Source organism: Planobispora rosea (genome assembly GCF_014648175.1).
Taxonomy (GTDB): Bacteria; Actinomycetota; Actinomycetes; order Streptosporangiales; family Streptosporangiaceae; genus Planobispora; species Planobispora rosea.
Map to the genome: position 1 here is coordinate 81,469 of NZ_BMQP01000013.1, position 23,023 is coordinate 104,491.

Here is a 23,023-nt window from a genome sequence, read left to right on the forward strand (position 1 = left end):
AATGAAATGAAGAGCCTGACCGCCCGGCGGCTGAACCGTTCGGCACTGGTGGCGGCGCTGGCCGGAGGCGTGCTCCTGGCCGGGGCCGTCCCCGCCGCCACCGCCGAGACCACCGGGTCCGCCACGCGCGCCGCCCACGCGAAGAGCACGCTGGGCCCGTTCGGGTACGGCGGTGTGAAGCTCGGGATGAGCGCCAAGCAGGCCAGGGCCACCGGGAAGATCACCCGTACGGACAGCTCGGGGCCGTGCTCGGCCTGGGCCCTGAAGGCCCACCCGACGGGCCAGGGCCTGCTCATCTCCAGGCGGGTCGGCGTGGCCGTGATCTTCGCCCCCAGAGGCGTCGCGACCCCCCAGGGCATCAAGCTCGGCTCCACCGCCAAGCAGCTGAAGAAGGCCTACCCCCGCCTGAAGGAGTCCGCGAGCGGGTATCCCTACGCCTCCGTCCCGGGCAATCCGAAGGCCCACTACATCTTCCTGCTGAGGAACGGCAAGATCTACCAGCTGGGCCTGGCCCTCAACCGGCAGGACTGCGCCAACTAGCGCTCCCGCGGGCCCCGCCCCCGCCCTCGCTGTCCCGCCCCCCGGTCAGCCGCCCCGGCCGGGGGTACGGCCAGGCCCGCGCAGCAGGAGCACGACCAGCGCGGCGACGGCGGCCATCAGCACGGCGCCGACCCCCGCGGCGATGTGGAATCCGTGCACGAAGGCGGCACGGGCCACCCCGAGAAGCTGCTCCGCCGATCGCGAGGGAAGATCCTCCGCCACGGCGACGGCCGCGGCGAGATTGTCACGCGCGGCTTCGGGGACGCCCGTCGAGGAGGTCTGCCAGCGGTAGGCCGCGGTGATGATGCTTCCGATCACGGCGATGCCGAGCGCGCCACCGAGCTGGGGAGCCGTCGAGGAGATCGCCGCGGCGGCGCCGGCCCGGTGCGCGGGAGCCGAGCCGACGACCAGATCGGTGGCCAGCGCCATCATCGGCCCGAGCCCGGCCGAGACCACCACGGCACCGGTGACGAGCACCGCCAGCCCGCCGGTCTGGGTGAGCACCACATATCCGGCGGCGGAGACGGCGAGCCCGGCTGCAATGATCATCGGTGGACGCGCCACGCGCGTGAGCCTCGGGGCCAGCGTCGAGCCGGCGATGACGCCCACGGCCGACGGAGCCGTCCACAGGCCCGCCTCCAACGGCGACAGTCCTTGGACCAGCTGCAGATACTGGGCGATGGCGTAGTTGGACCCCCACAGGACGAAGATGCCCAGTGCCAGCGTGGCCGCCGCCGTACTGAACACCCGGTCGGAGAACAGCCGCAGGTCGACGAGGGGATCGGCCAGCGTGCGCTGCCTGGCCACGAACACCAGCGCCACCAGGCCGCCCGCCAGCACCGCGGCCGACGGCAGCGGCGCCGGGCCGTCGGCCGCGATCTGCTTGAGCCCGTACACGACGGGGAGCACCGCCCCCAGCGACAACAACGCGCTGAGCACGTCCAGCCGCCCGGGCTGCGGGTCACGGTGCTCAGGAAGCAGCAGAGGTCCCAGCACCAGCAGAACCGCCATCACGGGTACGGCGAGCAGGAACGCCGCCCCCCACCAGAAACGCTCCAGCAGCCACCCGCCCACCAGCGGGCCGATCGCCGTACCGCCCGACACACTGGCCACGATGACGCCGATCGCGACCGCCCGCTGCCGCGGATCGGTGAACATCGAGGTCACCAGCGACAGGACGGAGGGCATGAGCGTCGCCCCCGCGACTCCCATCAGCGCGCGGGCGGCGATCAAGCTGCCCGGATCCGGGGCATACGCCGCCAGCGCGGAGACGATCCCGTACGTCGCCGCCCCGATGAGCAGCAACCGCCGCCGGCCGATCCGATCACCCCAGGCTCCCATCGTGATCAGCGAGCCGGCCAGCAGGAAGGCGTACACGTCCACGATCCACAACAGCTGGGTGCCCCCGGCTCCCAGGTCGCGGCCGATGGCGGGCAGGGCCAGGTTCGTGACGGTCAGTTCCAGGGAGGCGAGCAGGGCCGGCAGGGTGAGCACGGCCAGGCCGATCCACTCGCGCCGACCGGCCGCCGCGGTCCTCGAAGACGTGATCATATAACCAAGGATGAAACCTCAACATAAATTGAGATCAAGATGCTGAAGGCGGCACCCCGGTAACCCGGCCGACGGGCGGGCCGTCCGTCGCGCGGCGCACGGCCGGTGGTCGCCGGGCCGTACGGCGGTCGTAGGCTGGGGCGGTCAGCAAGATCGGGAGGGTTTGCGATGGAGTACGTCCGTCTGGGCTCGACGGGAACGAAGGTCTCGCGGGTCTGCCTGGGCATGATGAGTTACGGCAGTCCGGACCGGTGGGGCGAGTGGGTACTGGACGAGGCCGCGGCCGAGCCGATCGTCCGGCGGGCCGCCGAGGCCGGGGTGACGTTCTTCGACACCGCCGACGTCTATTCCGGCGGGGCCAGCGAGGAGGTCACCGGCCGGCTGCTGAGCCGGATCTTCCCGTCCCGGGAGGACTACGTGCTGGCCACCAAGGTGTTCTTCCCGGTCGGCAAGGGGGTCAACGACCGGGGCCTGTCGCGCAAGCACATCATGGCCGGCATCGACGCCTCGCTGCGCCGCCTGGGCACCGATTATGTGGATCTGTACCAGATCCACCGATGGGACGACGAGACGCCGATCGAGGAGACCATGGCCGCGCTGCACGAGGTCGTGCAGGCGGGCAAGGCCCGCTATCTGGGCGCCTCCAGCATGGCGGCCTGGCAGTTCGCCAAGGCCCAGCACACCGCCGAGCGCAACGGCTGGACAAAGTTCGTATCGATGCAGAATCACTACAATCTGCTCTACCGCGAGGAGGAGCGGGAGATGATCCCGCTCTGCCGGGACCAGGGGGTGGGGCTGATCCCGTGGAGCCCGCTGGCCCGGGGCCTGCTCGCCCGCGCCGGGTCGGAGGAGACGACCGTCCGCACCGGCAGCGACGCGCGCATCGAGGCGCTCTACACCGACGCCGAGAACAACCGGCAGATCCTCGACCGGGTCGCGCAGGTGGCCCGCGAGCGCGAGACGCCCGCGGCCCGGGTGGCGCTGGCGTGGCTGCTCCACCAGCCGGGCGTGACCGCCCCGATCGTGGGGGCGACCAAGGACCGGCACGTGGACGACGCCGTCGCGGCGGTGGACCTGGCCCTGACCGAGAAGGAGATCGCGTTCCTCGCCGAGCCGTACCGCCCCCGCCCGATCGTCTACTGACGGATCACGCTCCGGATCCCCGCGTGGGACGGCCGGCCGATCGGTTTCCCGCCCGGCCGGCCGTCCCCGCGCGCAGGGCGGCCTTATTCCATTTCATTCTGTTTTATTCCGTTGAGGCGGCCGTACGGCGGGTCGTAGACTCGGCGGAGATTGCTTCCGCCGGGCGGTGTGCCCGGCCGATCACGAGAAGGCGATGCCATGGTTGCCCCCCGGTCACACCGGGGCGGATGACGGAGCGGCCGTTCCGGCGGCCATCGCGGCGCGTGCGAACGCGTCCGCTCTCCGGCGTGTGAACGCGCCTGCTCGTTGTGCCCCGGTTCGTTGAGGATCTTCTGTCTTCCCGCGCGGCGACGGTTCGCCGCGCACTCGATCTGGAGCACATCAAGTGTCGAACGACTCTCTGTCCGCGTGGTACGCGGACTTCTTCACCGAGCTGCCCAACGCCTTCTGGCGGGCGGCCGTCCCCGAGGCGGCCACCGCGGCCGAGGTCTCCTTCGTCTCCCGCCTCGCCGGGCTCCGGCCCGGGTCCCGGGTGCTGGACGTGGCCTGCGGCAGCGGGCGGCACGCCCTCGGACTCGCCCGGCGGGGCCACCGGGTCACCGGGCTGGACGTGTCGGCCGAGGCCATCGCGTACGCCCGTGACGCCGCCGCCCGGGAAGGGCTCGACATCGATCTCCGGGTGGGCGACATGCGGGAACTCCCCGCCGGCGTCCGGGCCGACGCGGCGATCTGCATGGGCAACGCCTTCGGCTACCTGGAGCACACCGGCACCCAGGAGTTCCTGTCCGATCTCGCCGGGATCGTCGTGCCCGGCGGCTCCCTGGTCCTGGACTACGCCTTCGTGGCCGAGTCGCTGCTGCCGAACCTGGAGATGGAGGAGCCGCCGATGACGATCGGCGGGGTGGAGGCGGTCTCGGTCAACGAGTACGACGTCGTCAACAGCCGCTGGCTGACCTCCTTCACCTTCCGCCGGGGCGGACAGGAGCACCGGGGGACGTCCGTGCAGCACGTCTACACGACGGCGGAGCTCGTCCGGCTGGTCACCGCGGCCGGGTTCACCGGTGCCGAGCTGTACGGCGACGCCGACGGCACGCCGTACCGGTTCGGCAGCCCCCGGCTGCTGCTGGTGGCCCGGCGGCCGTGACCCACCGGCCGGTCGGCCGTAGGGGCGCCGGCAGATCCTCTTGACCCCGCGGCCGGGATCCCGGAACCGGTCCTTCCGTCCGGGACCCCGGCCGCGGGCACTCCCAGGGAGTAAAAGGACACGGTGGTACGGGGCACCGCTCAGGACGCGGGCCCGGCCACCCGCTCGTCCCAGGAGATCCGGTAGTCGTGCATCCAGCCGAGTGCGTTCTTCTTCTCCACCCATCGCATGAACATCGGCATCATGAGATCACGGAAGAAGGCTCCGGCGGCACCGGGAGCCTTGCCGTCCCCGTTGCGCCTGCCCTGGACCACGATCCGCTCCACCCGGTCCCGCCGCAGCCGCTCGTAGGCGGTGAACGCGTCGCGGGTGCCGGGGACGTCGCGCAGGCACTTGGCCAGCACCACCGCGTCCTCGATCGCCATGGAGGCGCCCTGCCCCGAGGAGGGCGAGGCGGCGTGCGCGGCGTCGCCCACGATCACCATGCGCTCGTTGGACCACCTCGGCACGGTCGGGAGGTCGTAGGTGTTCCAGCCGGGCGGGATGTGCTCGGTGGCGGCGATGATGCCGGACATCGGCCCGGTGTCGCCGGCGAACAGCTCCGTCAGCCGGGCGCGCCACCGTTCAGGGGTGATCGCCGCGAGTTCCTCCCGGGTCGGCTCCTTGCGGCTGGGCGGGTTGGCGAACCACCACACCTCCCCGTCCGGGTGGATCAGATATCCGAAGAAGCACTTCCCGCCGAAGACGAAGTAGTACGTGCCCGGCTCGCCCGGGACCGTGACGCCGCGCGCGAAGCCCCCGGTGTTGAGCAGGCCGACGTGCCGGGCACGGGGCGCGGCGGGATCGATGATCGTGCGGGTGCGCGAGCGCAGCCCGTCGGCGCCGATCAGCAGGTCGCCCTCGGCGGCGTCCCCGTCGGCGAAGACCGCGCGCACGCCGTCCGGGGTGATCGAGGCGTCGTCGAGGCGCTTGCCGTAGTGGAACCGCACGCCGCGCCGTACGGCCTCGTCGCGGAGCACCCGGTAGAGGTCGGCGCGCCTGAGCGTGCGGCCGGGCTGCCGGAGGGAGGCCAGCCGCCTGCCGCGGCCGTTGAGCATCTCCATGCGCGGCGAGTCCATGCCCAGGTCGCGGACCGGGTCGTGCAGGTCGAGGACGCGCAGCGCCTCCAGCCCGTTGACCGCGAGGGTGAGGAAGACGCCGACGCCGTCGGAGCCGTGGTCGTAGGCCTCGAAGACCTCGCTGTCGATCCCCGCGCGCCGCAGGGCCATGGCGGTTACCGGACCGGCGATGCCCCCACCGATGATCAGAGCTTTTTTAGTCATGTCATGACTATACATATCATGACTAATAATGGGCCAGACCTACCATGGGACCCATGTCGACGAGGCGTTCTCCCCTGGCCGTGGCCCTGCTCTGCCTGGTCGCCGAGGAACCCATGCACGCCTACCGGATGCAGCAGCTGATCAAGGAGCGGCACAAGGACGACGTGGTCAACGTCGCCCAGCGCAACAGCGTCTACCAGACGATCGAGCGGCTGCTCCGCGACGGGCTCATCGCGGTCCGCGGGACCTCGCGCGAGGAGAACCGTCCCGAGCGGACCGTCTACGAGCTCACCGGGACCGGCCGCGAGACGCTCAAGCAGTGGATGCGGACGATGTTGTCCACCCCCGCCCGGGAGTTCCCCGAGTTCCCCGCGGCCCTCGCCTTCCTGCCGGGACTGGAGCCCGGCGAGGCCCTCGCGGCCCTCCGGGAGCGCCTGAACTCCCTGGAGGCACGGCTGTCCACGCTGGACGGCGAACTGGCCGAGGGCAGGACGTTCCTGCCCCGGGTCTTCCTCGTGGAGACCGAGTACCAGCGGGCCGTGGTGGAGGCGGAGCTCGGCTACGTCCGCGCGCTCGTCGACGACCTGCGGGCAGGCGAGGTCACCTGGGACTTCCGTTTCTGAACCGGCCGGGCGCCCGGCGGGCCGGCGCCTGGCCGGCCCGGCTCTCGCCCGACTCCGGCCCGGCTCTCGCCCGGTTCTCGCCCGGCTCTGGCCCGGTTCTCGCCCGGCTCTGGCCCGGTTCTCGCCCGGCTCTGGCCCGGACGCGGCGCCGGGCCGTACAGTCGGCTGGTGGACCCTCGCGACCGGGCGGTAGAGCTGTTCCATCGGGTGGCGGCCTCGGTGCCCGCCTACGGCGCGTTCCTCGCCGAGCACGGCGTGGACCCCCAACGAGTTCTGACATATCAGGATTTCGTACGGCTCCCGCTGACGTCCAAGGACACCTACATCCGCCGCTTCCCCCTTCCCGAACTCTGCCGGGACGGCGTCATCGGCGACATGATCGCGGTGTCGTCCGGTTCGACCGGGACGCCGTCGTTCTGGGCCCGGTCCGCAGCGGACGAACGGGTGATCGCCGACCGCTTCGAGGAGGTCTTCCGGGACGCCTTCGCCACCCGCGGGCGCCGCACCCTGGCCGTGGTCTGCTTCGCGCTCGGCACCTGGGTGGGCGGGCTGTTCACCATCGCCTGCTGCCGCCATCTGGCCGAGCGCGGCTACCCCGTCACGGTGGTCGCCCCCGGCAGCGACAGGCGGGAGATCCTGCGGGTGATCCCGGAGCTCGCCCCGCACTTCGACCAGGTGGTGCTGCTCGGCTACCCGCCGTTCCTCAAGGACGTGATCGACGCCGGGACCGCCGCGGGCGTCCCCTGGCGGGACTACGCGGTCAAGCTGGTGACCGCCGGGGAGGTGTTCAGCGAGGAGTGGCGGACCCTGGTGGCCGAACGCACCGGGATGACCGACCCGGCCCTGGACACCGCCTCCCTGTACGGCACCGCCGACGCGGGCGTGCTCGGCAACGAGACCCCGCTCTCCATCGAGATCCGCCGCTTCCTCTCCACCCGCCCCGAAACCGCCCGGGAGCTGTTCGGCTCCTCCCGCCTGCCGACCCTCGTGCAGTACGACCCGGACGTCCGCTTCTTCGAGGAACACGGGGGCACCCTGCTGTTCACCGGCGACAACGGCATCCCCCTGATCCGCTACCACATCGCCGACGAGGGCGGGCTGACGCCGTACGACCGGATGCTCGCCTTCCTCCGCGAACGCGGCTTCCAGCCCGCCGCCCCCGGACCGGAGCGCCCCTTCGTCCACGTCTTCGGCCGCAGCCACTTCACGGTGTCCTACTACGGTGCCAACGTCTACCCCGAGAACATCTCTGTCGGCCTGGAACAGCCGGAGGTCAGCGCCTTCGTCACCGGCAAGTTCGTCCTGGAGGCCGTCGAGGACTCCCGCCGCGACCGGCGCCTGGCCGTCACCGTCGAACTCGCCCCCGGCGTGACCCCCTCCGACAAGATCGCCCGAGCCGCCGGCGAGTCGGTCCTGACCCACCTGCTCCGCCTCAACAGCGAGTACGCCGCCTACGTCCCCCAGCACCGCCAGACCCCGGACATCCGCCTGCGCGAAACCGGCGACCCCGACTACTTCCCACCCGGCGCCAAACACCGCTACACCCGCGGCTGACGCCTGTACGCTCAGCCCAGCGGTTCGAAGGGATCGATCACGGACACGTCTGCTCCCGCGAAGTCCTTCACGTTTCTGCTCACCAGGGTCCAGCCGTGAACCCTGGCCGTCGCCGCGATCAGTCCGTCCATCGTCGGAAGCGGGCGGACGGCGTTCATCCGTCCCCATTCCTCCGCGACCTCCGGCGTGACGGGAACGATGCGATCGCCGAACTGCCGGTGGAGGGTGTGCAGCCAGCGTTCCAGAAGGGTCGCCTGGACGGGATCCTTGCGCCTGCGGAGCTCGACTCCGCAGCGGATCTCCCCGACCGTCAGGGCGCTGAGGTAGAGCGTGGGCCCGTGGGCTCCGCCGATCCAGTCCCGGACGTGCGGGCTCCCGTTTCTCCTGCGCACTTCGGAGACAACGTTGGTATCGAGCAGGTAGCCGACACCCATCAGTCGAAGTCCACTTCTCGGGGGAGGTCCCGGTTCCGGGAGAACTCGACGTCGTCATCCCAGTCGGGGTCTTCCAGGAGGAACCGCCCGAAGTCGGGAGTCTCCCCCTTGAGACGGCGGTACTCGGCGATGTCGATGACCACGGCCACTTCCTCCCCGTGCCGGGTGACCACCTGAGGGCCTTCGCTGACCGCTCGCCGTACGACCTCACTGAAGCGCTGTTTCGCCTCCTGCACTTGCCAGCCGCTCATGAAACCCCCTGTCTAGTCTGTCTAGATTGAGTGTAGGTCAATGCAAGATCACATGCGGCCATAGCGGCACATCAGCTCTGACCAGGCGAGTTACGCCCGCTTCAATCACTGCATCAACTCATGCTCTACCCGGAGAACATGTCCATCGGCCTGGAGCAGCCGGAGGTCAACGGGTTCGTCACCGGCAAGTTCGTGCCGGAGGTCGTCGAGGACTCCCGCCGCGACCGGCATCTGGCCGTCACCGTCGAGCTGGTCCCCGGCGTGGCACCGTCCGAGAAGATCACCCGGATCGCCGGGGAGGCGATCCTGACCCACCTGCTCCGCCTCAACAGCGAGTACGCCGCCTACGTCCCCCAGCACCGTCAGACCCCCGACATCCGCCTGCGCGAAACCGGCGACCCCGGCTGCTTCCCGCCCGGCGCCAAACACCGCTACACCCGCGGCTGACAGAACCCCTCCGCCCTTGGCCGCTGCACGTCCAAGGGCGCGGACACCGTGGTCGAAGGCGATGGCATCGATTTCGAGCGCGAGCGGAAGGAGAACGTGATGGGCTATCGTCCGATGACGCTTTCCGACCTCGCCGCGCGCCTGACGGCGGACACCGGTGACAAGATCCGCTGGAAACTCGTGTGGGAGTTCCTGGAGGAGTACCGCTGGGAGCCACCGGAGGTTCAGCCGTCGTTGCTGCAGGCCGAACCTGAATCCGTCGGGCAGGCCAGTGTCTACATCTCCGGTAAGGCCCCGGAAAGCTACGAGGCCGGGCTCTACCTCCGAGGCTCGGTCATGTGGCTGAAGCTCCTCACCTCAACCACATGATCCGAACCTCGAACAGCTCCTAGTCGGTGAGAAGCTCCACGGCGTCGGTGGTGAGACGGCTGAGGGTTCCGTCGGGGCGCAACAGGTTGCGGCAGCCGTCGAGCTCGACGTATGCCCGCGCGAAGTGACCGGTGTCGAGCACCGCGAACCGGGCGTGGCCGCCCCGGCAGTCACTGGCCGGCGCGGTGTCCAGGGCGGTGAGCAGGGCACGCAGGCGCTCGCCCTTCAGGATGCGCGAGGACTCGAACTTCCCTTCGACCATGCCGGAGGCTTTCTTCCCGGTGTGGAAGACGCACACCCGCAGGCCCTTCGGCGGAGGGTTCCAGATCGGCGCGGCCGTAGCCGGCCGGCCGAGGACGTGGAACAGGTCGGCGGCGCCGTCGCCGCAACCGGCGCGGAAGGTCTTCTCACTCTCGACCCGCCGGACGGGAGTCTCGCTCTCGACCCGGTACGGCAGGCGGTGAAGGGCGTCCAGCGCGGACTCGGACGGCTTGTCGCACGCGCCGGTCGGCACCTCGGGCAGCACAGCCCTCCCGGAGGAGTCCACCACGACGAAGTAGTCGACGATGACGGCCTCCAGCGTGCACATCTCGCCGAACAGGCCGAACAGTGAGAACGGCCGCTCGGACGGGCGGCGCAACTCGGCTGTCAGCTCGCTCGCCGGACCGTCGGCACGCTCCTCGATCGCGACCTCCCAGCGCCCCTTCCCCGGCAGGTAGCGGGTCTCCCAGCGGCAGCGGACGACCCGGACCGGGATGAACTCGTCGGGAAACTCCTGCCGCGTCATGGAAATCAGGTCCGGGCTCGTCCTCCGCGGGCACGACGCGGTGACGGCATGATCCGACTGCTCTCTCCCGCCTTCCTGCCGGTCGCACCCGGCGAGGGCGATGGCGGCGAGCAGAGCGAGGACCATCCGGAAAGAACGCACCTCATTGAGACGTATCGTTCGCCCTGCCCGGTTCACCATGATGCACCGGGATGTCAGGGAGGCGACGCGAGCGAGCGCAGGTAGCCGCCGGCGGCGGTGAGGGCGGCGCGCAGCCGTTGCGGATCGCGGGTCGTCTTGGCCAGCAGCAGACCGCCCTGGATCGTGGCGAGGGTGAACTGGGCCAGCGTCGCGGTGTCGGCCTCCGGCCGGATCAGGCCGCGGTCGCGCAGCCGGTCGAGCACCGCGCGAAGCTGCGCGGCCCAGCTGTCGAACGCGCGGGCCAGATCCTGGCGGGCCGGCTCGTCCGTGTCCGCGAGTTCGGCGGCGAGCGATCCGATCGGGCACCCGACGTGGCAGTCCAGAGACCGCTGGTGGGCGACGAGGGCGTCGAACCAGGCGTCGAGGCCGGCCCAGGAGTCGACCCCGGCCAGTTGCTCCGCCGTGCCGTCCACGACCGTCGCGGTCTGCCAGGCGATGACCGCGCGGACCAGCGCCTGCTTGTCGGCGAAGTAGTGGTACAGCTGGCTCTTGCTGGCCTGGGCCTCGGTCAGGACCTGGTCGAGGCTGGTGGCCTCGACTCCCTGGCGCTCGATGAGGCCCGCGGCGGCGGCCAGGATGCGTTCCCTGGTGCGCCGTCCGCGCTCGGTCTTGGGTTCCTCCGGCACGTTCCGACCCTACCATCCGATTGGACCGTATAGTCCAGTTGTGTTTAAAGTGGACCAAACAGTCCAGTCATTGTCCGGAACGAGGTCCTCATGCAACTCACCGACTCCCGCGCCCTCGTCACCGGCGCGACCTCCGGCATCGGCCGCGCCATCGCCGAGGCCTTCGGCCGCGAAGGCGCCCACGTGCTCGTCGCCGGGCGTGACGCGGCGCGGGCCGCCGAGGTCGTCGCCGGCATCGTCGCCTCCGGCGGTACCGCCGCACCGGTCATCGCCGATCTCGGCGCGCCCGACGGGATCGCCGTGCTCGTCGAGGCGGCGAAGGCGCACGGACCGATCGACGTGCTCGTCAACAACGCCGGGATCTATCCGATGAGCGGCACCGCGCAGACCGACGAGGCGACGTTCGAGGCCACCATGAACCTCAACGTGCGGGCCCCCTTCTTCCTGACCGCCGCGTTCGCCCCGCTCATGGCGGCGCAGGGCCGTGGCCGAATCATCAACATCAGCTCGATCGCGGCCCACCTCGGCACGACCGGCATGGCGCTGTACGGCGCCTCCAAGGCCGCGCTCGAACTGCTGACCAAGGCGTGGGCGGCGGAGTTCGGACCGGCCGGCGTCAACGTCAACGCGATCGCGCCCGGCCCGACCCGCACCCCCGGCACCGCGCCCATGGGCGCCGGGCTCGACGAGTTCACCAGCGGGTTCCCCGCCGGACGGCCGGGCGTTCCGGAGGAGATCGCCGGTGCCGCCGTCTACCTCGCCGGGCCGGGCGCGGCCTTCGTACACGGCGCCACCATCGTCGTCGACGGTGGCCGGATGGCCATCTGACGTCATCGACGACGGCCGGACGGCCATCCGGCCGAGGGCCCGGTACGGCGCTGGAGCGCCTGCCGGGCCCGAGCCTTTCCGCCACCACGGCCTTCCAATAGTGTGTGGCACACACTATTGTGTCAGTCATGCTGGACGATGAGCTGCTCTCGACGCACCTTCAGGAACTGCGGCGAGGGACCGTCGTGCTCGCCTGCCTGCTCGTCCTGAAGCAGCCGAACTACGGATACGCCCTGCTCGACCTGCTCGACAGGTCGGGTTTCGCCGTCGACGCCAACACCCTCTACCCGCTCCTGCGCCGCCTCGAGAAACAAGGGCTGCTGACCAGCGACTGGAACACCGAGGAGTCCAGGCCGCGCAAGTTCTACCGCACCAGCGACCTCGGCGCCGCGCTCGCCGACGCCCTCAACCGCGACTGGGACGAGCTCGACACCGCACTGCGCACCCTGAAAGGGGGGTCATGACCACCACGCGCACCCTCACCGACCGCTACGTCGAGGCGACCCTGAGCCGCCTGCCCGGCAGGCAGCGCCCCGACATCGAGAAGGAGCTACGCGCCTCGATCGCGGACGCCGTCGACGACCGCATCGACGCCGGAACCGATCCCGCCGAAGCGGAACTCGCGGTGCTCGCCGAACTCGGCGACCCGGTGCGGCTGGCCGCCGGCTACGCGCAGCGCCCGCTCCAGCTCATCGGCCCCGCGCTCTACCTCGACTACACGCGGCTGCTGACGGCCCTGCTCACGACGGTCGTGCCCGCGGTCGCCGTCGCCGTCGGGCTCGTGGGCGGCCTCCAGGGCACCCCCGCCCTCCGCGTGGTCGGCGACACGCTCAACGCGGCGCTCACGACCGGCGTGCACATCGCCGTCTGGACCACCCTGCTCTTCGCGATCATTGAACGCGCCGCCCCGCACCGGACGCCGGCCCGGCCGTGGACCCCGTCCGCGCTCCCGGAGCCGCCCAGCCGCCGCCTGCGGTACGCCGAGCTGATCACGGAGTCCGTCGCACTGGTCTTGTTCACCGCCTTCATATTGCTCTCACCGCTGGTGAGCACCCGGACCGACGCGGACGGCGCACCCATCGGCGTGTTCTCGCCCTGGTTGTGGGAGACCGGCGTCGTGTACGCGTTCATCGCCCTGCTGGTCGCGAGCCTCGGCTTCTCCTACGCCAAGTACTACCTGCGCTGGAGCGTTCCCCTCGCCGTCGCCGGGTCGCTCGTCGACATCGCCTGCCCGGTCACGTCGATCTGGCTCGCCGCCAACGGAAAGGTGCTCAACCCGGCCTTCGTCCAGGCGGCCGGCTGGCCGGCGGACGTCCCCCGGTGGATCGGCACCGGGATCGTCGTGATCTCCATACTCACCGTCGTCCACACCGTCACCGAGGGGATCCGCCGAGCGCGTCACCGCTGAGCTCACCGCTGAGCGAACGCCGGTCCCCGCTCCCGACGGCCCCCGCCCCCGACCACAACGCCGGACGAACCCCGCCGGCGCGATGCCCCCTGCCCGGAAACCGTCCCGTCCGTCACCGAAACGAGGAACGTCCATGAAAGCGATCATCCGCCAGGAGTACGGCTCGGCCGAGGTCCTGCGCTACGCCGATGTCGACAAGCCCGTCCCCGCCGACGACCAGGTGCTCGTGAGGGTCCGCGCCGCCTCGATCAACTACGGCGACCGGGTCGACATGCACGGCTCCCCCACCATCGCGCGCCTGGTGCTCGGGCTCCGGCGGCCCAGGCAGCCCGTCCTCGGCCGCGCCGTCGCCGGGACGGTGGAGGCGGCCGGGGCGGAGGTGACGGGCCTGCGGCCCGGCGACGAGGTGTTCGGCGAGACGAACCAGCAGGGTTTCGCCGAGTACGTGGCGGTGCCGGAGACGCGCCTGGCCGTCAAACCCCCGGAGGTGACCTTCGCCCAGGCCGCCACCCTGCCGATCGCGGCGACGACCGCGCTGCAGGGGCTGCGGCTCGCCGAGGCCGGGCCCGGCCGGACGGTGCTCGTCAACGGGGCCTCCGGTGCGGTCGGCACCTTCGCCGTACAACTCGCCACGCTGCTCGGCGCGGAGGTGACCGGCGTCTGCAGCACCCGCAACGCGGAGCTGGTGCGCTCGATCGGCGCCCACCACGTGATCGACTACACCCGCGAAGACCTCACAAGCGGCACGCGCCGATTCGACGTCGTCTTCGACCTCCTGGGCAACCATCCGCTCTCCGGCTTCCGCCGGATGCTCGCCCCCAAGGGCGTCCACATCGCCTCCCACGGCAACATCGGCACGTTCTTCGGGCCCCTGCCGCGGTTCGCCGCCATCGTCGCGATCTCGCCGTTCCTGAGCCGGCGGCTCCGCGTCCTGAACAACAAGCCCACCGCCGAGGACCTGGCCTTCCTCTCCGAACTCGTAGCGGCGGGGAAGCTCACCCCGGTGATCCAGCGGACCTACCCCCTGAGCGAGACCGCCGACGCCGTCCACCACCTCGAAACGGAACACGCCCGCGGCAAGATCGTCCTCACAGTGTGACCCCGGCCCGGCGGAGACCGGCGCGGGCGGGGAGGGCGTGCCGGGGCGGGTCACCCGACATCCGGGCGGGAGCCGTACCGAATGATCAGGCGACTTCGGTGCCGTGACCGGCCGATCGGTCTTCGCAGGGTCGTTCCGGCCGGCCAGCGGGGTCCCGGCGGCGAGCATCAGCGCAACGCCCAGCATGAGCGTCAGCCGGTGGCGCCTTGTCCGTCCCGACCTGAACCACAGCGGATCTTTCCTGATCATTCGTCCTCCCCGATGCGTGCGGGCAAGTTCGGCGTCTCATGATTCCCCACCATGATCATCGAAGTGGAGGGGCGGGAGGCCCGGACGTCATCGACCGGCGCGTGGTGGCCGTCCCGGCCCGGGCACGGGGGCCACTCACCGCCGTGACCTGCACGAGGACGGGCGACTGTGCCGGACCCCACGCGGCGGTGCGATCTCCATCGGACCTCTGCGAGATGTGGGCTGACTCCGCATGAGGCGGCCAGGTAGGCCGCCGGTTCGCGGAGGTCCTGCCCGGGCCGTCGGGCGAACGGATTCTCTTCCCCGGGACGGCCGTGCTCTACTGGCGCTCCCTGCCCCGTCACGGAGGTTGTCCATGGCTCGACTGCACCTTCGCCTCGGCCTTGACCCCGCCCGGCCGGACGCGCCCGTCGTGGCCCTTGTCGCCGATCGCGACGGCACGCCCGGCGAGCGCGCCCTCGATCGGCTCGGCGGCTACTGCCACGAGTGGGATGACGCGCTCTACCTGCTGCAGACCGATGGCTGGGCCGAGCGCACCCTTCTGGAGGACGACTGCCTGGTGGTCGACGTCGTGGTGTACCCGGTCGCCCTCCGGCATGGCGCACCCGACGTGGACGTCACCGCCTTCCCCTGCCGCTCGGCACTCGACCCGCGGGCGGTACGGGTCCTGCGGGCGCAGGCCGTGGTGGACCCGCAGCTGTATGCGCGAGCGGTGCCTGAGACCGCGGTGTTCATCGCGGCCCCGGAGCGCACGCTCGATGATGTGCTCGCTTGTGCCGAGGACCGGCCGATGGTGCTCGCTCCCCCGCCTGAGCGGTGAGCTCAAGCGACCTCGGCCACTGCCCGCCCGGCGCCGGACACCGCTGCATACGGGGATGACCGTCCGGGCCGACCGCCGGCGCGCGCCGGACGTCCGCCCTCGGCCAACACGGCGATGGCTCTGTCGGCGGGAGGGCAGAGTGTGGGACGAGGCGGATGTCGCGCCCATGCTCCCCGATCCGGAGGTACGGCGGATGGTCGTCCAGGAGCAGCCCGCCCTGCCGCTGTCCTACTACGAGCAGCACGTCCCGGTCCCCGACGGCTGGGACGACCACCCCTGCTCCTACCTGCTGTTCAGTCCACCGTACGACGACCTCGCCGCCGAGGCGCGCGATCGTGGCTGGCGCGTGGCGCACCTGCCCGGCACCCATCTCCATCAGGTCGTCGAGCCCGCCGGCACGGCCCGGCGCCTCGTCGAACTCGCCACCGAGCCGTAACCGCCCTCATGGTCAGGCGCGCCGGGTTCGATCTGCGTCAGCGGAGTGGGCCTCACCGCGGCGGGACCGTACCGGAAGATCACTCGTTCCGCCCCCGGCTGGCTAGGATCGGTTCAACGACCCCGTTCCGTGGAGACTGGTGAGCGAGCACACGCATCCGGACGGCCGCCCGCGTTCTTCCCTCGCGGCGGCCGCGGCGGCGCTGTCCCGGCTGGGCCGCCTGCGGGACCTGCCGGTCATTGTGATGCTGGTGTGGACGGGCTGGCTGGCCGTCCCGTGGCCGGCCGGAGGTCCCGGCCAGACGCGCGAGGCGTCCGTCACCGCGGCCTCCGGGACGGCTGCGGCGACGGCCTCCGGGACGGGCGGCGGAGCGGTCACCGGGACGGGATGCGGGGCTGCCGTCGCGGAGGCCGTACACCGGGGGCCGCTCACCGGGGCGGGCCGGCCGCCGGTCGGCGGGCCGGAACCGGCGGGCCTTCACGGAGCGGCGGACGTCCAGGAGCTGATCGCCGCGGAGCGGGCGCGCATCGCCGGTGAGGTGCACGACGCCGCCGGGCACGGCCTGGCGGCCATCGCCATGCAGGCCGGGATCGCCCTGCTCATGCTCGACGAGGACCCCGGCCGGGTCCGCGAGTCGCTGGAGGCGATCCGCTCGACCAGCACTCAGGCGCTCGGCCAGCTCCGCGCCGCGCTCGACCGCATCGACCCCGCCGCCCCCGATCACGATCTGCCCCGGCTGATCGACGGAGTGCGTGCGGCGGGGCTTGCCGTCGACGTCGAGCCCGCCGAGCCGGTCGTCCCCGCGCACCTTGAGGGCACGGTCTACCGGGTCGTCCGCGAGTCGCTGACCAACGTCCTGCGGCACGCCGGTTCGGCGAGGGCGGTGGTACGGCTGGCCGGCGGCCCGGGCGAGTTCGTCGTGGAGGTCGCCGACCGGGGAACCGGCGTCCCCGGGAACACCGTCTCCTCCGGTGCCGTCTCTCCCGGTGTCTCCTCCCCCGGCTCCCCGGACGCCGTCTCCGTGAACGGCGCTCCCGGTACGGCCGCTGGCCGGGGGCTGGCCGGGATCCGGGCCCGGGTGGCGGAGGCGGGCGGAGTGTTCAGCGCGGGGCCGCGGGAGGACGGCGGTTTCCGCGTCCGGGCCCGGTTCCCGGTGGACACCGCGTGACCACCGGACCGGACCCGTCCCCCGGGACGAGCCCATCCTCCGATCCGGATCCGTCTCCAGGGACGGGCACGGCCACCGGGCCGATCCGGGTGGCGGTGGCCGACGACCAGGCCATCGTACGCATGGGGCTGCGGGCGCTCATCGACCGCGAGCCCGGCCTGGAGTTCGCCGGTGAGGCCGTGGACGGCGCCGCGGCGCTCCGCCTGCTGCGCGACGTCCGTCCCGACGTCCTCCTGCTCGACATCCGCATGGACGGCATGGACGGCATCGACGCGCTCCGGGCCATCGCCGCCGATCCCGCGCTCGCCGCCACCCGGGTGATCATGGTGACCACCTTCGAGGTGGACCAGTACGTCTTCGCCGCCCTCCAGGCCGGGGCCAGCGGGTTCGTGCTCAAGGACAGCGCCCCCGAGGAACTCGCCCGGGCGATCAGGGTCGTCGCCTCGGGCGAGGCGCTGCTCTCCCCTTCCGTGACCAGGAAGGTCATCGGTCTGTTCGGCCGGCACGAGGGGACGCCGGTCGAGGGCCTGGACACCCTCACGCCCAGGGAGCGCGAGATGGTCGCCTGGGTCGCCACCGGCCGGTCGAACGGTGAGATCGCCGCGGAGCTGTCCATCAGCCCCGACACGGTCCGCACCCACGTCAGCCGGGCCATGGTGAAGCTGCACGCCCGCGACCGGGCGCAGCTGGTCGTCTTCGCCGTCAGGTCCGGCCTGACGATCCCCTGAGGACCTACGGCTTCCCGGGGGCCGGCGGCTCCCTGAGGAAGCCGCCGTAGGAGTGCTCCCCGGCCTGCGCCTCGATCCGCTTCACCGTGTCCAGCCCCACCCCGACCATGATGAGCAGGATCGTCCCGCCGAAGGGGAAGTTCTGCTGGGTCCCCGGGTCGCGCAGGATCACGAACGCGACGACGGGGATCAGCGACAGCACACCGAGGTAGGCCGCTCCGGGCGCGGTCAGCCGCGCGAGCACGTACCGCAGGTACTCCGCGGTGGGCCGCCCCGGCCGGATGCCGGGCACGAATCCGCCGTACCGCCTCATGGCGTCGGCCACCTCCACCGGATCGAAGGTGATCGACACGTAGAAGTAGGTGAAGCCCACGATCAGCAGGACGTACCCCGCCATGTGGACGGGGTGGTCGCCCGAGACGAGATGGCGCTGGATCCATCCCGCGACCGGCCCGGTCCCGCCCGTCAGCTCCACCGCCAGCTGCGGCAGCACCAGCAGGGACGAGGCGAGGATGAGGGGGACGACCCCCGCCTGGTTGACCTTCAGCGGGAGGTAGGCAGAGGTCCCGCCGTACGCCCTGCGCCCGGCCGTCCGCCGGGCGTACTGGACCGGGACGCGCCGCTGCGCCTGCTCGATGAAGACCACCGCCGCCACCAGGAGGACACCCGAGGTCAGCATCGCCACCAGCGCGAACGGGCTGCGCACGAAGATGCCCGACAGGTAGGAGGGGAAGACGGCGACCACCTGGGCGAAGATCAGGATGGACATGCCGCTCCCGACTCCCCGTTCGCTGATCAGCTCGCCCAGCCGCATGACCGCGCAGGTTCCCGCCACCAGGGTGACCACGATCATCGCGACCGTCGGCAGACTCTGGTCGTGCAGCATCTGCCGGTCGCAGGTGGGGAAGATCCGTCCCGCTCGGGCCAGTGACACGACCGTGCCGGCATGGGGCAGGGCCAGGGCCAGCGTCAGGTATCTCGTGTACTGGGTGATCTTCGCCTGTCCCCGCCGCCCCTCCTTCCTGAGCGCCTCCAGCCGGGGGATCACCGCGGCGAGCAGCTGGACCACGATGCTCGCGGTGATGTACGGCATGATCCCGAGGGCGAACACCGAGAGTTTCAGCATCGCCCCGCCGCTGAACAGCTGGAGCATCTCGACGAGCCCGGTGCGCTTCCCCCTCAGGCATTCCTGCACCGCGGCCACGTTCACGCCGGGCGCGGGCAGGACCTGCCCGAACCGGAACAGCACGATCATCGCCAGCGTGAAGAGCAGCTTCTTCCGGAGGCCGGGCACGCGGAAGGCACGGATGAGCACGGTGAGCATGCGCCCGAGTCTGGCCGCGCGGCCCCGGTCCGGAATCCGCTCGCCGGAGGCTTCGCCGTACGCAGATCCGCGTATCCCACACGGCGGAGCCTCCCGTGACGCCGGTCCGGTCAGAACGCGGCGGCCACCTCGCGGGCGCGGGTCAGGGCCCGCTTGCGCTCCAGGTCGGCGTCGCCGGTCACCGTCGGGTGGTAGCCGATGCCGGTGATGTCGGTGATCCCGGCCCAGCGGAGCCAGCCGTCGAAGAACGGCGCCTGGAAGTCGTCGCCGAAGCCGGGCGGCAGGCCGGGGGCCCAGACCGCGCTGGTGTAGACGACGGCGGCCTTCTTGCCCTTCAGCAGCGGGATGTAGCCGGTCTCCGGATCGAAGCCGAAGACCATGCCGGGCTGGCTGACGACGTCGATGAACTGCTTGAGGACGTACGGCACGCCGGAGTTCCACATGGGGACGCTGAACAGGTAGCGGTCGTGGGCGTTGAAGCGCTCGAACGTCCTGACCGCCGCGGCCCAGGCCTCTCCCTCGGGGGCCGCGCCGCCGAACACGGCCATCTTGGCCGCGACCGCCTCGGGGCCGAAGGCGGGCAGCGTGCCGTCCCACAGGTCGAAGTGGTCGATCTCGGCGCCGGGGTTGGCACGCCGGTAGGCGTCGAGGAACTCTCCGGCGATCGTCAGCGACTCCGAGGCGGAGCCGCGCGGCGAGGCGGAGATGTGCAGGAGTCTCATGGTCCGTCCTTCGAACGATGGTCTCGACATAATCGGACTGTAGTCCGTTTACTGGGCACGAATATACGGACCGGAGTCCGCTTAGTCAACGGCCCAGGGGCGGTACGAGCCCTGGAGAGGGGCGGGCTCCCGGAGGGGCCGCGGGCCGGAGCGGGCGCGAGCCGGGGCGGGCGCGGTGCCCGCGAGCGGCCCGGGAAACGTCGGTGCGATCTTCTAGGCTGGGGCGCATGGCGAGAGCGAATGACGGTGTGGCGGCGGCTCTGGAGGAATACGCCGAGCTGTTCGCGATGACGGGCGGCGACGCGTTCCGGGTCCGCAGCTACCAGAAGGCGGCCAAGGCCATCGCGGGCTTCCCCGAGGACATCGCGTCCGTGCCCGTGCGGAGCGTGCCCGGGGTCGGTGAGGCGATCGCCAAGAAGGTCGAGGAGTACCTCGGCAGGGGCAGCTTCCGGCAGCTCGACGACCTGCGCGGGAAGGTCCCGGAGGGGGTGCGGAGACTGACCCGGGTGCCCTCCCTGGGGCCGAAGAAGGCGGTCTTCCTCTTCCAGGAACTCGGCATCGACTCCCCCGAGGCCCTCGGCGAGGCGATCCGGCAGGGGCGGCTCAAGGGCGTCAAGGGCTTCGGCGCCAAGACGGAGGAGAACCTGCTCAAGGGCATCGAGCAGCTCGGCCGGACCGACGCCAGGGTGCACACCGGCGTCGCGATGGACCTGGCCGAGCGGATCATCGCCTCACTGCGGGACGGGGCCGAGCGCATCGCCTACGCGGGTTCGCTGCGCCGGATGAAGGACAGCGTGGGCGACATCGACATCCTGGCGGTCGCCCCGGAGACGCTGATGGACGTCTTCAAGGCGCAGCCGTACGTCGCGGAGGTCATCGCCTCCGGTGAGAAGAAGACCTCGATCCGCACCCCGCAGGGGGTCCAGGTGGACCTGCGGCTGGTCCCCGCCGAGTCCTGGGGCGCCGGGCTGCAGTACTTCACCGGCTCCCAGGCGCACAACGTGCACCTGCGCGAGATCGTCGTGAAGAAGGGCTGGAAGCTGTCGGAGTACGGCCTCTTCGACGGCGAGCGGGTGATCGCGGCCGAGTCGGAGGAGGACATCTACCGGGCCCTCGGCATGGAGTGGATCCCCCCGGCGCTGCGCGAGGACGGCGGGGAGATCCAGGCCGCGCTCAAGGGCGGACTGCCCGCCCTGGTCACCGTGGACGACCTGAAGGGCGACCTGCACACCCACACCGACCTGACCGACGGCATCGCCTCGCTGGAGGAGATGGTCGCCGCCGCCCGCGCGCGCGGCCACTCCTACTACGCGGTCACCGACCACGCCCCCGACTTGGCCATGCACCGGATGACCCTGGACAAGGCCCTGGCACAGCGGGAGGAGATTCGCCGACTTCAGGGTAGATACCCCGACATGCGGATCCTGCACGGCACCGAGCTCAACATCGGTCCCGACGGGTCGGTCGACTGGCCCGCCGAGATCCTGTCGGGCTTCGACGTGTGCGTCGCCAGCGTCCACTCGCACTTCGGCCAGCCGCGCGAGGAGATGACCCGGCGCCTCATCGCCGCCTGTGAGAACCCGCACGTCCACATCATCGGCCACCCCACCACCCGCCTGGTGGGCAGGCGCCCCCAGGTGGACGCCGACTGGGAGGCGGTCTTCCGCGCCGCGGCCCGGACCGGCACCGCGATGGAGATCGACGCCTTCCCCGACCGCGCCGACCTCCCCGCCGACCTCGTGCGGCTGGCGCGCCACCACGGTGTGCGCTTCTCCATCGACAGCGACGCCCACGCGGTCCCCCACCTGGCCAACCAGCGCTTCGGCGTCGGGACGGCCCAGCGGGGCTGGCTGACCGCGGACGATGTGATCAACACCTGGCCGCTGGAGCGGCTGCTCGACTTCCTGAACGGCTGAGGCGGCGCTTTCCCCTCCCCCATGTTTCATGCTTTTCAAGTAGGAAATAGATGGCAAAGGAGGGGGTGATGGCTCATGCCGTACAGGAAGCCGACCGGCACGGTGGCCGTCCCGCGGAGGACGGCCGCCCCGGGTGAGACGACGGACCGGGCAGCGGCCGCGGGGCCGGAGGCGATCCCGCCCGGGATCGTCAAGCCGCTGCCGCGTGAGCTGTTCGTCGCGCACGGCACCAACGCCGAAATGCGCTGGGAGGCCATGCGCGGCGCCGGGTACCACGTGCCCGACGACCGTTTCTTCGTGCGCAACCACACCTCGACCCCGATCATCGACGCGGCGGCCTGGCGGCTGCTGCTGCACGGCTCCGGCCTGCGCGCCCCGCTGAGCCTCGGCTACGGGGAACTGCTGGCGCTCCCGGCGGTGACGCGGGACGTGATGATCGAGTGTGCCGGCAACGGCAGGAGCCTCTTCCTCACCCAGCAGCACCAGGAGGTCTCCGGCACCCCGTGGCGGCTCGGCGGCGTCGGAGTGGCCCGCTGGCGCGGAGTGCCGCTGGCCACCGTACTGGAGCGTGCCGGGATGCTGCCCGAGGCCGTCGACGTGATGGCGCAGGGCCTCGACGCCGCCTACGTCGCCGAGGGCGTCGACCACGGCCGGGTACGGCGGCCGATCCCGATCGCCAAGGCGCTCGACGACGTGATCCTCGCCTACGAGATGAACGGCCGCCCGCTCCCGCCCGACCACGGCTACCCGGTCCGCATGGTCGTCCCGTCGTGGATCGGCCTGGCCTCGATCAAATGGGTGGGCGACATCGAGGTCTCCGCCTCCCCGCTGTCCTCCCCGTGGACCACGGAGTTCTATCGGATGTTCGGTGACGGCTACCCGCCGGGAGGCGGCGCCCCGCTGACCGTCCGGGGCATCCGCAGCGCCTTCGAGCTGCCGTGGGAGGCGAGGCTGGCCGCCGGGCGCCCGCACCTGCTGCACGGGCGGTCGTGGTCGGGCCACGGCCGGATCACGGGGGTCGAGGTCAGCTTCGACACGGGCGCCACCTGGCACCGGGCCCAGCTGCACGGGTCCCGTGTCGTCCCGGCCTGGACCCGCTGGCACATCTCCTGGAACCCCGGCGGCTCCCGGGCGAGCGGCGCGCGCACCCTCATGGCCCGGGCCCACGACGAGACCGGGAGGGTCCAGCCGATGGAGAGCCCGCACAACGAACTCGGTTATCTCTTCGACGCCGTCGTCCGCCATCCCGTCACGGTGATAAATGTCTGACGAAAACTCTTTGACGCTACAGAAATATCACCTCTCCACGCTCCGGGGAATCCCCTCCCCCGAGACGACGAACAACCGCTGATCA

The 23,023-nt window shown here is 71.3% G+C and carries 25 protein-coding genes; 17 read left to right on the forward strand and 8 right to left on the reverse strand.

Features of this window, described 5'->3' with window-relative positions; all coding sequences use genetic code 11:
• Positions 1–6 precede the first annotated feature (6 nt).
• Positions 7–540, forward strand: coding sequence for a hypothetical protein (locus tag IEZ08_RS15270; protein ID WP_084780327.1), 534 nt, complete (start codon positions 7–9; stop codon positions 538–540).
• Between the two features lie 45 nt (positions 541–585).
• Here the strand turns inward: IEZ08_RS15270 and IEZ08_RS15275 are convergent, their stop codons facing one another.
• Complete coding sequence (locus tag IEZ08_RS15275) at positions 586–2,091, reverse strand: MFS transporter (RefSeq protein WP_068924391.1); 1,506 nt, start codon at positions 2,089–2,091, stop codon at positions 586–588.
• 168 nt (positions 2,092–2,259) lie between these two features.
• Between IEZ08_RS15275 and IEZ08_RS15280 the strand changes: the two genes are divergently transcribed.
• Entirely contained in the window at positions 2,260–3,234 is a 975-nt protein-coding gene (locus IEZ08_RS15280) for an aldo/keto reductase (protein WP_068924392.1), read from the forward strand.
• 385 nt (positions 3,235–3,619) lie between these two features.
• Positions 3,620–4,378: a class I SAM-dependent methyltransferase gene (locus tag IEZ08_RS15285; protein ID WP_068924393.1), complete on the forward strand. Its 759-nt coding sequence runs from the start codon at positions 3,620–3,622 to the stop codon at positions 4,376–4,378.
• 140 nt (positions 4,379–4,518) lie between these two features.
• On the opposite strand, the gene IEZ08_RS15290 is transcribed toward IEZ08_RS15285, so the two are convergent.
• Entirely contained in the window at positions 4,519–5,700 is a 1,182-nt protein-coding gene (locus IEZ08_RS15290; protein ID WP_068924394.1) for an FAD-dependent oxidoreductase, read from the reverse strand.
• A gap of 53 nt (positions 5,701–5,753) precedes the next feature.
• On the opposite strand from IEZ08_RS15290, the gene IEZ08_RS15295 reads away from it, so the two are divergent.
• On the forward strand, positions 5,754–6,323 hold the full coding sequence (locus IEZ08_RS15295) for a PadR family transcriptional regulator (RefSeq protein ID WP_229803132.1): 570 nt from the start codon (positions 5,754–5,756) through the stop codon (positions 6,321–6,323).
• A gap of 168 nt (positions 6,324–6,491) precedes the next feature.
• On the forward strand, positions 6,492–7,877 hold the full coding sequence (locus tag IEZ08_RS15300) for a phenylacetate--CoA ligase family protein (RefSeq protein WP_068924396.1): 1,386 nt from the start codon (positions 6,492–6,494) through the stop codon (positions 7,875–7,877).
• Positions 7,878–7,888: 11 nt separating this feature from the next.
• On the opposite strand, the gene IEZ08_RS15305 is transcribed toward IEZ08_RS15300, so the two are convergent.
• On the reverse strand, positions 7,889–8,311 hold the full coding sequence (locus IEZ08_RS15305; RefSeq protein WP_068924397.1) for a type II toxin-antitoxin system VapC family toxin: 423 nt from the start codon (positions 8,309–8,311) through the stop codon (positions 7,889–7,891).
• Positions 8,311–8,562 carry a type II toxin-antitoxin system Phd/YefM family antitoxin gene (locus tag IEZ08_RS15310; protein WP_189242356.1) on the reverse strand — a complete coding sequence of 84 codons (252 nt, stop codon included), beginning with the start codon at positions 8,560–8,562 and terminating at the stop codon, positions 8,311–8,313. The genes IEZ08_RS15305 and IEZ08_RS15310 overlap by 1 nt, the downstream gene beginning before the upstream one ends.
• A gap of 120 nt (positions 8,563–8,682) precedes the next feature.
• Here IEZ08_RS15310 and IEZ08_RS15315 point away from each other — a divergent pair, with 120 nt between their 5' ends.
• Together IEZ08_RS15315 and IEZ08_RS15320 are read left to right on the forward strand one after the other, a co-directional pair.
• Positions 8,683–9,009, forward strand: coding sequence for a hypothetical protein (locus tag IEZ08_RS15315; protein ID WP_189242357.1), 327 nt, complete (start codon positions 8,683–8,685; stop codon positions 9,007–9,009).
• 48 nt (positions 9,010–9,057) lie between these two features.
• Complete coding sequence (locus IEZ08_RS15320) at positions 9,058–9,378, forward strand: hypothetical protein (RefSeq protein ID WP_068924400.1); 321 nt, start codon at positions 9,058–9,060, stop codon at positions 9,376–9,378.
• 19 nt (positions 9,379–9,397) lie between these two features.
• On the opposite strand, the gene IEZ08_RS15325 is transcribed toward IEZ08_RS15320, so the two are convergent.
• Both IEZ08_RS15325 and IEZ08_RS15330 read right to left on the reverse strand, forming a co-directional pair.
• On the reverse strand, positions 9,398–10,165 hold the full coding sequence (locus tag IEZ08_RS15325) for a hypothetical protein (protein WP_141704124.1): 768 nt from the start codon (positions 10,163–10,165) through the stop codon (positions 9,398–9,400).
• 194 nt (positions 10,166–10,359) lie between these two features.
• Positions 10,360–10,971 (reverse strand): TetR/AcrR family transcriptional regulator, encoded by a 612-nt coding sequence (locus IEZ08_RS15330; protein WP_068924402.1) that lies wholly within the window; start codon positions 10,969–10,971, stop codon positions 10,360–10,362.
• Between the two features lie 90 nt (positions 10,972–11,061).
• On the opposite strand from IEZ08_RS15330, the gene IEZ08_RS15335 reads away from it, so the two are divergent.
• From IEZ08_RS15335 to IEZ08_RS15370, 8 genes are all read left to right on the forward strand, one after another.
• The gene (locus tag IEZ08_RS15335; RefSeq protein WP_068924403.1) at positions 11,062–11,799 is read left to right on the forward strand and encodes an SDR family NAD(P)-dependent oxidoreductase; all 738 of its coding nucleotides are present in this window, start codon (positions 11,062–11,064) and stop codon (positions 11,797–11,799) included.
• A gap of 128 nt (positions 11,800–11,927) precedes the next feature.
• Positions 11,928–12,263, forward strand: coding sequence for a PadR family transcriptional regulator (locus IEZ08_RS15340; RefSeq protein WP_068924404.1), 336 nt, complete (start codon positions 11,928–11,930; stop codon positions 12,261–12,263).
• Positions 12,260–13,207: a permease prefix domain 1-containing protein gene (locus IEZ08_RS15345; RefSeq protein WP_189242358.1), complete on the forward strand. Its 948-nt coding sequence runs from the start codon at positions 12,260–12,262 to the stop codon at positions 13,205–13,207. The genes IEZ08_RS15340 and IEZ08_RS15345 overlap by 4 nt, the downstream gene beginning before the upstream one ends.
• Before the next feature lie 133 nt (positions 13,208–13,340).
• Positions 13,341–14,306 (forward strand): NAD(P)-dependent alcohol dehydrogenase, encoded by a 966-nt coding sequence (locus IEZ08_RS15350; protein ID WP_189242359.1) that lies wholly within the window; start codon positions 13,341–13,343, stop codon positions 14,304–14,306.
• A 604-nt stretch (positions 14,307–14,910) separates the two neighbouring features.
• Positions 14,911–15,375 (forward strand): hypothetical protein, encoded by a 465-nt coding sequence (locus IEZ08_RS15355; protein WP_068924407.1) that lies wholly within the window; start codon positions 14,911–14,913, stop codon positions 15,373–15,375.
• 139 nt (positions 15,376–15,514) lie between these two features.
• Entirely contained in the window at positions 15,515–15,811 is a 297-nt protein-coding gene (locus IEZ08_RS15360) for a hypothetical protein (RefSeq protein WP_203863257.1), read from the forward strand.
• Positions 15,812–15,950: 139 nt separating this feature from the next.
• A complete protein-coding gene (locus tag IEZ08_RS15365; RefSeq protein ID WP_189242360.1) occupies positions 15,951–16,979 on the forward strand; it encodes a sensor histidine kinase in 1,029 nt (342 codons plus the stop codon).
• An 83-nt stretch (positions 16,980–17,062) separates the two neighbouring features.
• On the forward strand, positions 17,063–17,707 hold the full coding sequence (locus IEZ08_RS15370) for a response regulator (RefSeq protein WP_084781038.1): 645 nt from the start codon (positions 17,063–17,065) through the stop codon (positions 17,705–17,707).
• A 4-nt stretch (positions 17,708–17,711) separates the two neighbouring features.
• Here IEZ08_RS15370 and secY read toward each other — a convergent pair whose 3' ends face one another.
• Both secY and IEZ08_RS15380 read right to left on the reverse strand, forming a co-directional pair.
• Entirely contained in the window at positions 17,712–19,031 is a 1,320-nt protein-coding gene (secY, locus tag IEZ08_RS15375) for a preprotein translocase subunit SecY (protein WP_068924409.1), read from the reverse strand.
• A 110-nt stretch (positions 19,032–19,141) separates the two neighbouring features.
• Positions 19,142–19,753 carry an FMN-dependent NADH-azoreductase gene (locus tag IEZ08_RS15380; RefSeq protein ID WP_068924410.1) on the reverse strand — a complete coding sequence of 204 codons (612 nt, stop codon included), beginning with the start codon at positions 19,751–19,753 and terminating at the stop codon, positions 19,142–19,144.
• A 227-nt stretch (positions 19,754–19,980) separates the two neighbouring features.
• Here IEZ08_RS15380 and polX point away from each other — a divergent pair, with 227 nt between their 5' ends.
• Positions 19,981–21,669: a DNA polymerase/3'-5' exonuclease PolX gene (gene polX, locus IEZ08_RS15385; protein WP_068924411.1), complete on the forward strand. Its 1,689-nt coding sequence runs from the start codon at positions 19,981–19,983 to the stop codon at positions 21,667–21,669.
• Positions 21,670–21,744: 75 nt separating this feature from the next.
• Complete coding sequence (locus IEZ08_RS15390; RefSeq protein ID WP_068924412.1) at positions 21,745–22,938, forward strand: sulfite oxidase; 1,194 nt, start codon at positions 21,745–21,747, stop codon at positions 22,936–22,938.
• Positions 22,939–23,023: the final 85 nt, after the last annotated feature.